8 protein-coding genes are annotated in these 10,431 nt (G+C 70.8%); 2 read left to right on the top strand and 6 right to left on the bottom strand.

The window, feature by feature from the left end; translation table 11 throughout:
• Nucleotides 1-464: 464 nt before the first annotated feature.
• Nucleotides 465-1,202: a Tellurium resistance gene (locus BU198_RS10130; protein WP_188296504.1), complete on the bottom strand. Its 738-nt coding sequence runs from the start codon at nucleotides 1,200-1,202 to the stop codon at nucleotides 465-467.
• Between the two features lie 338 nt (nucleotides 1,203-1,540).
• On the opposite strand from BU198_RS10130, the gene BU198_RS10125 reads away from it, so the two are divergent.
• A complete protein-coding gene (locus BU198_RS10125) occupies nucleotides 1,541-2,704 on the top strand; it encodes a DUF2637 domain-containing protein (RefSeq protein WP_188296503.1) in 1,164 nt (387 codons plus the stop codon).
• Nucleotides 2,705-2,866: 162 nt separating this feature from the next.
• On the opposite strand, the gene BU198_RS10120 is transcribed toward BU198_RS10125, so the two are convergent.
• The 5 genes from BU198_RS10120 to BU198_RS10100 all read right to left on the bottom strand — a co-directional run bounded on the left by BU198_RS10120 (nucleotide 2,867) and on the right by BU198_RS10100 (nucleotide 6,996).
• Nucleotides 2,867-3,964 (bottom strand): DUF475 domain-containing protein, encoded by a 1,098-nt coding sequence (locus tag BU198_RS10120; RefSeq protein ID WP_188296502.1) that lies wholly within the window; start codon nucleotides 3,962-3,964, stop codon nucleotides 2,867-2,869.
• A 147-nt stretch (nucleotides 3,965-4,111) separates the two neighbouring features.
• Complete coding sequence (locus BU198_RS10115; RefSeq protein ID WP_188296501.1) at nucleotides 4,112-4,690, bottom strand: TerD family protein; 579 nt, start codon at nucleotides 4,688-4,690, stop codon at nucleotides 4,112-4,114.
• A gap of 297 nt (nucleotides 4,691-4,987) precedes the next feature.
• Complete coding sequence (locus BU198_RS10110; RefSeq protein ID WP_188296500.1) at nucleotides 4,988-5,563, bottom strand: TerD family protein; 576 nt, start codon at nucleotides 5,561-5,563, stop codon at nucleotides 4,988-4,990.
• Between the two features lie 222 nt (nucleotides 5,564-5,785).
• Nucleotides 5,786-6,244: a peroxiredoxin gene (locus BU198_RS10105; protein WP_188296499.1), complete on the bottom strand. Its 459-nt coding sequence runs from the start codon at nucleotides 6,242-6,244 to the stop codon at nucleotides 5,786-5,788.
• Nucleotides 6,245-6,552: 308 nt separating this feature from the next.
• Nucleotides 6,553-6,996 carry a DUF3052 domain-containing protein gene (locus tag BU198_RS10100; RefSeq protein ID WP_188296498.1) on the bottom strand — a complete coding sequence of 148 codons (444 nt, stop codon included), beginning with the start codon at nucleotides 6,994-6,996 and terminating at the stop codon, nucleotides 6,553-6,555.
• Nucleotides 6,997-7,512: 516 nt separating this feature from the next.
• Here BU198_RS10100 and aceE point away from each other — a divergent pair.
• Entirely contained in the window at nucleotides 7,513-10,263 is a 2,751-nt protein-coding gene (aceE, locus tag BU198_RS10095) for a pyruvate dehydrogenase (acetyl-transferring), homodimeric type (protein WP_188296497.1), read from the top strand.
• Nucleotides 10,264-10,431: the final 168 nt, after the last annotated feature.

Below are 10,431 nucleotides of genomic sequence, written 5' to 3'. Positions count from 1 at the left end.
CCGCCGCCCACCGTGCCTCCCGGCCACCGGCCCGGCACCGGCTACGGCTATCCCCAACAGCAGCCCGGCACGGGGTACGGCTACCCCCAGCAGCAGCCGACCGGCGGCTACGGCTACCCGCAGCCCGGCCCCGGCCAGCAGCCCTACCAGCAGCAGCCGGGCGGTTACGGCTACCCCCAGCCCGACCGGCCCGCCCCGCCGCAGCGCCCCGCCGGCTACGGCTACCCGCAGCGTCCGGCACCGGCCAGCAGCCGCCCGTCCCGCCGCAGTCGCCGACGGCCCAGCCCCCGGCGCTCGCCGGCGAGGAGTTCGCGCTGCCCCCGCAGGGCCCGCAGTTCCAGCCCCGCTGACGCCCCGGCGGGACCACCCGCCACCCCGGACCAGCCCGGCCCGGCCCAGCCGGGTCCGACCGGGTCCGACGGCGCCCCGCCCCCGCCGCGAGGACCGCCGGTCACCACCCGCCGTCAGTCCCCCTTGTACCCGCGCTGCCACTGCATCCCGAACCCGTACAGCCTGTCGATGTCCGCCTGGAACCCGTTGACGTACCGCACCTCGCGGCGCACCCTCAGCTGGTTGTCCCCCGCGTTCTCGATCAGCACCACCGCGCAGGACCGCGCCGCCCTGGCCCGTTCCTCCAGCTTGATCTCGATCCGCGGCCCGGTCTGCGGCACGATCGTGACCACCGCGTGCGACTGCTCAAAGGCCGGCGTGCCGTCGTAGATGTAGACGAAGATCAGCAGCCGCTTGAACTTGTCCTTCTTCTCCAGGTTGACGTACATCGTCTCGCCGGACGGCGCCCCGTACTGGTCGTCGCCGCTGAGCTTGATGTACGGCGCGCTCTGGAGGTCGCCGAAGAGCCCGCCGAGCGGCTGCACCACACCCGTGGAGCCGTCGGAGAGTTCGTACATGCAGGCCAGGTCGAGGTCGACGTTCGTCGGCTCGGTGCCCTGCGCCGAGTCCGGCTCCTGCGGCCGCAGGAGCCGCGGGCTGAAGAACCGCCTGAAGGAGTCCCAGGGACTCGGCCGGGCGCCGCCGGAACTCATCGTCCAGTGCAGGTTGACGTAGAGGTAGCCGGTGGTGGCGGCCGGCCCGGTGATCGCGTGCTGCGGGGACGATTTGGTGAGCGTGACCTTGTGCTGACCGCCGGGGTTGTCGAAGGTGTAGCTCCGGTCCCCGCGCAGGTACTCCCAGATCGAGACCATGCCGTCCTCTCCCCCTGCTCCCGCCAGGCGGTCTGACGGTCCGCCGACCAATGATCGGGCATCGGCCCGGCCGGGCGATACCCCGTCCGGCCCTTCCGCTACCCAGGTCGGCCGGACCGGCGGGTCGATTGGCCGGAGCCAGCCCCCTCCCGTAACATGCCGCCCTCCCGGACGCGATATCGTCTAGCCGCACAGGTGTCCCGTCCGCCCCTGCGCGGGCGCGGCGGCACGCCGTGCGGCGACGAACGAACCGTCAGGCCATGCCCGCCCGGCCGGTCCTGACCGCCTGTGTCTCGCTGTGTACCTGTCCCCTGCGGAAACCCGAGGCCCGACCCGCAATGAACCTGACCTCCATACAGCTGGTCTGGACCGTCGTCGGCGGCGCAGCCCTGCTGTTCGTCGCCGTCCTGATGGCGACGCTGCGTTTCAAGAGCTCGAAGAAGGACGAGTCCGGCGACTCCTGGGAGCGCAGCGAGGAGCGCCGCCGCCGCAAGGAGATGGTCTACGGCATCTCCTCGTACACGCTGCTGTTCTGCTGCGCCGGTGTCGCCGCCGCCCTCTCCTTCCACGGCCTGGTCGGCTTCGGCAAGGAGAACCTGGGCCTGTCCGGCGGCTGGGAGTACCTGGTCCCGTTCGGCCTGGACGGCGCCGCGATGTTCTGCTCGGTGCTCGCCGTCCGCGAGGCCAGCCACGGTGACGCCGCCCTCGGCTCGCGCCTGCTGGTCTGGGTGTTCGCGATCGCGTCGGCCTGGTTCAACTGGGTGCACGCCCCGCGCGGCCTCTCGCACGACGGTGCCCCCGAGTTCTTCTCCGGCATGTCGATCTCGGCGGCGATCCTGTTCGACCGGGCGCTGAAGCAGACCCGCAAGGCCGCGCTGCGCGAGCAGGGCCTGGTGCCGCGTCCGCTGCCGCAGATCCGCATCGTCCGCTGGCTGCGCGCCCCGCGCGAGACCTACGCGGCCTGGTCGCTGATGCTGCTGGAGAACGTCCGCAGCCTGGACGAGGCCGTCGAGGAGGTCCGCGAGGAGCGCCAGTCGAAGCTGGACGCCAAGGCCCGCGCCCGTACCGCCGACCGCCGCGAGCGGGCCGAGCTGAAGGCCATCTCCCGCCAGGGCGGCATGCTCGCCCGGGCCCGCGGTGGCCGCCAGGTGCCCGCTCTCACGGCTGCCGGAGACGGCCCGAGCACTACGGAGCCTGCCCTAGCCGCGGAATCCGACGCCACCACTCCGTCCTCGTCCTACTCGGCCTCGCTCCGGTCCACCGACCCGCTCGAGCCGGCCGCCCTGGACGCCGGCCGCCGCCCCCGCGCCGCGGTCAGCTCCTCGTACTCCTCCTCCACCTACTCGTCCTCCTCGTACTCCTCGGCCTCCTCGGCCTCCGGCACCGGGTCGTCCCGCAGCGGCTCGACCGTCGACCTGACCGCGGACGACGACACCCTGTCGATGCCGAAGCTGGACTCGCTGGAGCGCAAGCTGCGCGCGATCGAGCAGCAGCTCGGCTGACGTCCACAGGAGCGTCCCGGGGCGGCCGCCCCGCCTCCGCAGCGGGGCGGCCGGTCCGTGCTCCGGACGGGCCGCCCCGGACCACGACCCGGCGGACCACGAACGCGCGACGGCCGCCCCGGGAATCCCGGGGCGGCCGTCGCGCGTGTGTCCGTCGGACGGCTACTCGGCGCCGCTGCCGACCGGCTCCGGCTCCTCGTCCGAGCCCTCGCGCCGGTTGCGCAGGATCGAGGAGCCGAGCGCCAGCCCGATGAAGGCGACGCCGATCAGGCCGGTGACGATCTCCGGGATGTGGTACTTGATCCCGACCAGCAGGATCGCCGCCAGCGCGCCGATCGCGTAGTGCGCGCCGTGCTCCAGGTAGACGTAGTCGTCCAGGGTGCCCTTGCGGACCAGGAAGACGGTCAGCGAGCGGATGTACATCGCGCCGATGCCGAGGCCCAGGGTGATCATGAAGATGTCACTGGAGATGGCGAACGCGCCGACCACGCCGTCGAAGGAGAACGAGGCGTCCAGGACCTCCAGGTACAGGAAGAGGAAGAACGCCGCCTTGCCGCCGACCTGGACGATCGACTTGCCGGACTTCTCCGCCGCCTCCTCGCGCTCCTCCTCGGCCTCCAGGCCGGACTCGAAGATCGACGAGAGGCCGTTGACGGTGAGGTAGGTGACCAGGCCGAGGACGCCGGCGAGCAGCACGGTCTCCGCGTGCTCCTCGGCGAAGAAGTTGGCGGCCAGCAGCAGGGAGACCAGGGCGACGACGCTGGAGAAGGCCTCCAGCTTGCCGACCTTCTCCAGCGGGCGCTCGATCCAGGCCAGCCAGTTGTAGTCCTTCTCCTCGAAGATGAAGTCGAGGAAGATCATCAGCAGGAAGACGCCGCCGAAGGCCGCGATGGCCGGGTTGGCCGCCTCCAGGTACTGGCCGTAGGTGAGGCCGTCGTGGGTCTTGTCGGAGTGCAGCGCGAGGTCGATGACCGTCGCGGGATTGAGCTTCGCGGTGAGGCCGACGACCAGCAGCGGGAAGACCAGGCGCATGCCGAAGACCGCGATGAGCACACCGACGGTCAGGAAGATCTTCTGCCAGTACGGGTTCATCCGCTTCAACACCGTGGCGTTGACCACCGCGTTGTCGAACGACAGGGAGATCTCCAGGATGGAGAGGATCAGCACGATGCCGAAGCCTTGGGCTCCCCAGAGCAGTCCGGCTGCGACCAGACCGATGGCGGTGATCGCGAACGACCAGCCGAATGTGCGGAGGAACACGGGAGTTGGCTACCTTTCGGGTTTTGGCCGTGTCGGGGGCGGCCTCGTCCCCGAGACGCCCTGACCGGGCCGGGCCCGGTCAGGTCTCCCCCGCACTGCCCTCGGTTCTCATGATCGGGTCGGGTGCGACGAGTCCGATTTCCGCCCTTACTGTACGTTCACGCCGAAGTCGAGCGCGATGCCGCGCAGGCCGGAGGCGTACCCCTGGCCCACCGCGCGGAACTTCCACTCGCCCGCGTAGCGGTACAGCTCGCCGAAGATCATCGCGGTTTCGCTGGACGCGTCCTCGGACAGGTCGTAGCGGGCGATCTCCTGGCCGTCGAGCGAGTTGACGACCCGGATGTAGGCGTTGCGGACCTGACCGAAGTTCTGGAACCGCGCCTCGGCCTCGTAGATCGAGACCGCGAAGACCACCTTGTCCGCCTGTGCCGGGACGAGGTCGAGGTTGACCACGACCACCTCGTCGTCACCCGTGTCGTCGCCGCCGGTGAGGTTGTCGCCCTGGTGCTCCACCGAGCCCTCGGGGCTCTTGAGGCTGTTGTAGAAGACGAAGTACTCGTCACCGAGCACTCGCCCGCCACCACAGATCAGGGCGCTCGCGTCGAGGTCGAACGGGGCGCCCGTGGTCGAACGGGCGGACCAGCCGAGGCCGATCTGGACCTGCGTCAGGTTCGGCGCGGCCTTGGTGAGCGAGACGTTGCCGCCCTTGGCGAGCGTGACCACCATGACGTTCTTCCTCCCATGCTTCTCCCGGGGCGCCATCCAGGTGTATCCCCCGCGGCCCCGGCCGACCGGCTCCGGTCGGCTGAACTTCCTGAACTCACATCCTCGCAGCGCGGCGGACCGGCGCGGCACCCGACCGGGCGAACCGGCCCGCGGCCCGCCCCCGCCGGGGAACGCGGCCGGGGACACGCCCGGGAACGCGGCCGGGGCGGCCCCGGGACCACGGAGGTCCGGGACCGCCCCGGGAGAACGGCGCGCGGGCCGCGCCGCGGGCCGCCGGTGAAGGCCGCCGACGAGAACTCAGACGTTGACGCCGAAGTCCTGCGCGATGCCGCGCAGGCCGGAGGCGTAGCCCTGGCCGATGGCGCGGAACTTCCACTCCGCGCCGTTGCGGTACAGCTCGCCGAAGACCATCGCGGTCTCGGTGGAGGCGTCCTCGGAGAGGTCGTACCGGGCCAGCTCCGTGTTGTCGGCCTGGTTCACCACCCGGATGAACGCGTTGCGCACCTGGCCGAAGTTCTGGCCGCGGGTCTCGGCGTCGTAGATCGACACCGGGAAGACGATCTTGTCCACGTCCGCCGGCACGCCGACCAGGCTGACCTTGATCGCCTCGTCGTCGCCCTCGCCCTCACCGGTGAGGTTGTCGCCGGTGTGCTCCACCGAGCCGTCCGGGCTCTTCAGGTTGTTGAAGAAGACGAAGTTGCCGTCCGACGCGACCTTGCCCTGGGCGTTGCACAGCAGGGCGCTGGCGTCCAGGTCGAAGTCCGCGCCGGTGGTGGTCCTGACGTCCCAGCCCAGACCGACGAGCACGGCGGTGAGGCCGGGGGCCTCCTTGGTGAGCGAGACGTTTCCGCCCTTGCTGAGGCTGACTCCCACTAGTCCTCCAAGAATCGGGAGGCACGTCCAGTGGTGCCCCCGGTGGTGCGGTCCTGGGCGGCGGAAGACGCATCGGCTCCCGCACCCCACCCCGCCAACGGCCCGAGCGTAGTACGCGGTTCCCGAGCGCACCCCTGATCAGCCCGGACACGACCCCGCGGCACTCGGCCGGCGGGTGCCGCGCGGGCGTGCGGACCCCCGCCAGAGGCCCGGGCGGGGGCCTCAGAGCCCCGCGAGGACCTTCAGGTACTCCTGCTCGTCCCGGGCATCCGGGAGGCCGTTGACGACGCTCCAGCGCACCCGGCCGGCGGTGTCGATCACGAAGGTGCCGCGCAGCGGGCAGCCCCGCTCCCCGTCGAGGACGCCGTAGGCGCGGGTGACCTCGCCGTGCGGCCAGAAGTCGGCGAGCAGCGGGAACTCCAGGCCCTCCCGGTCGGCGAAGACCCGCTGGGAGAACTGCGAGTCGCAGGAGACGCCGAGCACCTGGACGGTGTCGTTCTGGAAGCCCGCCAGCCCGCGCTGGACCGCGCCCAGCTCGCCGGTGCAGACGCCGGTGAAGGCGAACGGGTAGAAGAGCAGGACGACGTTCTTCGCGCCGCGGAAGTCGGAGAGCCGGACGGTCTCGCCGTGCTGGTTGTTGAGCTCGAAGTCCGGAGCCTGGGTACCGACCTCGATGGCCATGTGCGGGACCTTTCTGACGCAGACCGCGCCGCGCGGCGGGCGCGGCGGGCCACATCCTCCCATTCGCTTACGGGCGTTCCGCCGAACGGATGAGGCGGGCCTCGGCGGCGGTCCCCGTTCGCCTTCCGCGAACGGCTCCGGCGGGGCGCCCCGGGCGCCCCGCCCGCGGCTCCCGGCGCCCCCGGTGCCCGGGCCGGCCGCGCCGGTCACCGGGGGCTCCAGGGGCTCCAGGGGCGCCGGGGAACGCGACGGGCCCCGCCGGAGGGAGTTCCTCCGGCGGGGCCCGGTGCGGGGGTTTCAGAGCCCGCTCAGCGCTTGCCGCCCGACTTCGCCGCGGTGGACTTGGTCGCGAGCCTGGTGGCCGCCCAGTCCTTGACGATGTTGATCGAGCTGGTCTGGGAGAGACCGGCGGTCTTGGCCGCGTCGTTGATGTCGGAGGCCTCGATGTGGCCGTCCCGCCCGGTCTTGGGCGTCATCAGCCAGATGAGACCGCCCTCGGCCAGGTACTCCAGCGCGTCGACGAGGGCGTCGGTGAGGTCCCCGTCGTCGTCGCGGTGCCACAGCAGAACGGCGTCGGCGACGTCGTCGTAGTCCTCGTCGACGAGATCCGTCCCGGTGAACTCCTCGATGCGTTCGCGGAGCTCGTGGTCAGTGTCGTCGTCGTACCCCAGCTCCTGGATGATCTGGCCCTCTTCGAAGCCGAGACGGGTCACCGGGTTGGACTTGTCCGCGGGGTCCGCGGTCGCGCTCACGGGAATAACCTCCAGTATTCGGCCCGGCGTCCATGCCGAGGCTGTGGCCGTAGTCCACACGGGAGCGGCGGTTCGCGCAAGTACCCGACCCCCGATCCCCCCCAAAGGTTGACGTGGCACAGGGGGACACGCCGTTCCGCGTGTCGGGAATCACACCGATTTGCCCTTCTCTGCGTGGGACAAGGATGCTTCGGGTGGTCCCGGCCCACAGGGCGTACGCGTGCCCGAGATACGAACGGCATTCGGGTCCGCGCGTGCGCGGGCGTAGAGTCTCCTGTTGGCCCTCACCCCGGCCGCCCGCCATCGGGCGGACGGGACACCAGGTCGGACCACCTCTTTTCGTAACACCCGGGGGTGTGCGGAGCGGACGAAGACGCCCGCACCGCGCGCCGCCAGACCGGCCCGCCCACCAGGCGGACCGGTTACCGATCGGTAGAGATGACGGATCTCCGAGCGCGGTAGCACGATGGAGGCGGCGCGACACACCTCAGTTTCGACCGACAGTGAAGGAACAGCGTGGCTTCCGGATCCGATCGCAACCCGATCATCATTGGCGGCCTTCCGAGTCAGGTCCCGGACTTCGATCCCGAGGAGACCGCGGAATGGCTGGAGTCGCTCGATGCGGCCATCGACGAGCGGGGGCGCGAGCGTGCCCGCTACCTGATGCTGCGGCTGATCGAGCGCGCCCGCGAGAAGCGTGTCGCCGTGCCCGAGATGCGCAGCACGGACTACGTCAACACCATCGCCACCAAGGACGAGCCGTTCTTCCCCGGTAACGAGGAGATCGAGCGCAAGATCCTGAACGCGACCCGCTGGAACGCCGCGGTGATGGTCTCCCGGGCGCAGCGCCCCGGTATCGGGGTGGGTGGCCACATCGCCACCTTCGCCTCCTCCGCGTCGCTCTACGACGTCGGCTTCAACTACTTCTTCCGGGGCAAGGACGCCGACGGCGAGTCCGGCGACCAGATCTTCTTCCAGGGTCACGCCTCCCCCGGCATCTACGCCCGGGCCTTCCTGCTGGACCGGCTCACCGAGCAGCAGCTCGACGCCTTCCGCCAGGAGAAGTCGAAGGCCCCCTACGGCCTGTCCAGCTACCCGCACCCGCGGCTGATGCCGGACTTCTGGGAGTTCCCGACCGTCTCGATGGGCCTCGGCCCGCTCGGCGCGATCTACCAGGCCCGGATGAACCGGTACCTGGAGCACCGGGGCATCAAGGACACCTCCGACTCGCAGGTCTACGCCTTCCTCGGCGACGGCGAGATGGACGAGCCCGAGTCGCTCGGCCAGCTCTCCCTGGCCGCCCGCGAGGGCCTGGACAACCTCACCTTCGTGGTCAACTGCAACCTGCAGCGCCTCGACGGCCCGGTCCGCGGCAACGGCAAGATCATCCAGGAGCTGGAGTCGCAGTTCCGCGGCGCCGGCTGGAACGTGATCAAGCTGGTCTGGGACCGCAGCTGGGACCCGCTGCTCGCGCAGGACCGCGACGGCGTCCTGGTGAACAAGCTGAACACCACGGTCGACGGCCAGTTCCAGACCTACGCGACCGAGACCGGCGCGTACATCCGCGAGAACTTCTTCGGCGGGGACCTGCGGCTGCGCAAGATGGTCGAGAACATGACCGACCAGCAGATCCAGCACCTGGGTCGCGGCGGCCACGACCACGCCAAGGTCTACGCGGCCTTCAAGGCGGCCCGCGAGCACAAGGGCCAGCCGACGGTCATCCTGGCCCAGACGGTCAAGGGCTGGACGCTCGGCCCCAACTTCGAGGGCCGCAACGCGACGCACCAGATGAAGAAGCTGACGGTCGAGGACCTGAAGCGCTTCCGCGACCGCCTGCACCTCCCGATCACGGACAAGCAGCTGGAGGAGGGCTACCCGCCCTACTACCACCCGGGCCGTGACTCGGAGGAGATCCAGTACATGCACGACCGCCGCCAGGAGCTGGGCGGCTACGTGCCGACCCGCAAGGTGCGGCCGCGGCAGCTGGAGCTCCCGGGCGACGACGCCTACAAGGCGGTCAAGAAGGGTTCCGGCAACCAGACCATCGCCACCACCATGGCGTTCGTCCGGGTGCTCAAGGACCTCATGCGGGACAAGGGCATCGGCAACCGCTTCGTGCCGATCGCGCCGGACGAGTACCGCACCTTCGGCATGGACTCGCTGTTCCCGTCGGCGAAGATCTACAACCCGCTGGGCCAGACCTACGAGTCGGTCGACCGCGACCTGCTGCTGGCCTACAAGGAGTCGCCGACCGGCCAGATGCTGCACGACGGCATCTCCGAGGCCGGCTGCACCGCCTCCCTGATCGCCGCCGGTTCGTCGTACGCGACCCACGGCGAGCCGCTGATCCCGGTGTACGTCTTCTACTCGATGTTCGGGTTCCAGCGCACCGGCGACCAGTTCTGGCAGATGGCCGACCAGCTGGCCCGCGGCTTCGTGATCGGCGCCACCGCCGGCCGCACCACGCTGACCGGTGAGGGCCTCCAGCACGCCGACGGCCACTCGCACCTGCTGGCCTCGACCAACCCCGGCGTCGTCGCGTACGACCCGGCGTACGGCTTCGAGATCGCGCACATCGTCCAGGACGGTCTGCGGCGGATGTACGGCTCCAGCGCCGAGCACCCGCACGGTGAAGACGTGTTCTACTACATGACCGTCTACAACGAGCCGATCAAGATGCCGGCCGAGCCCGAGAACGTGGACGTCGAGGGCATCCTCAAGGGTCTGCACAAGTACGCGCCGGGCACCGCGGGCCAGATCCCGGCCCAGATCCTCGCCTCCGGCGTGGCCGTGCCGTGGGCCCTGGAGGCCCAGCGCATCCTCGCCGAGGAGTGGAACGTCAAGGCCGACGTCTGGTCCGCGACCTCCTGGAACGAGCTGCGCCGCGACGCGGTGGAGGCCGAGGAGTTCAACCTGCTGCACCCCGAGGAGCAGCAGCGCGTGCCGTACGTCACCCAGAAGCTCCAGGGCTCCGAGGGCCCGGTCGTCGCGGTGTCCGACTGGATGCGCGCGGTGCCGGACCAGATCGCCCGCTGGGTGCCCGGCCAGTACCAGTCGCTGGGCGCCGACGGCTTCGGCTTCGCCGACACCCGTGGCGCGGCCCGTCGCTTCTTCCACATCGACGCGCAGTCGGTCGTCCTGGGCGTGCTCACCGAGCTCGCCAAGCAGGGCAAGATCGACCGCTCGGCGCTGAAGGACGCGATCGACCGCTACCAGCTGCTGAACGTGGCCGCGGCCGACCCGGGCGCCGCCGGCGGCGACGCCTGATCAGCCACTGAGGCACTGAGGGCCGGACTCCCGACGGGGGTCCGGCCCTTCGCCTTCGCCGGGCCCGGGCGGTCCCGCCCTGGCCCCGCCCTGGGTCGCCGCCGTGGTGGCCCTCGGCCCGGGCGATCGCCCCGGCCACCACGACGGCCCCGGACTCCAGCGAGTCCG

The organism is Streptomyces sp. CBMA156, assembly GCF_014596515.1.
Lineage (GTDB): Bacteria > Actinomycetota > Actinomycetes > Streptomycetales > Streptomycetaceae > Kitasatospora.
The sequence above is the reverse complement of the archived record's forward strand: the minus strand, read 5'-3'. Positions and strand labels throughout refer to the sequence as shown.

Bases quoted from the DNA above. Each gene is read 5' to 3' on its own strand.
- BU198_RS10115 (WP_188296501.1), bottom strand. From the start codon at position 4,690: ATGGTGGTCACGCTCGCCAAGGGCGGCAACGTCTCGCTCACCAAGGCC.
- BU198_RS10125 (WP_188296503.1), top strand. From the start codon at position 1,541: ATGAACCTGACCTCCATACAGCTGGTCTGGACCGTCGTCGGCGGCGCA.
- BU198_RS10105 (WP_188296499.1), bottom strand. From the start codon at position 6,244: ATGGCCATCGAGGTCGGTACCCAGGCTCCGGACTTCGAGCTCAACAAC.
- BU198_RS10130 (WP_188296504.1), bottom strand. From the start codon at position 1,202: ATGGTCTCGATCTGGGAGTACCTGCGCGGGGACCGGAGCTACACCTTC.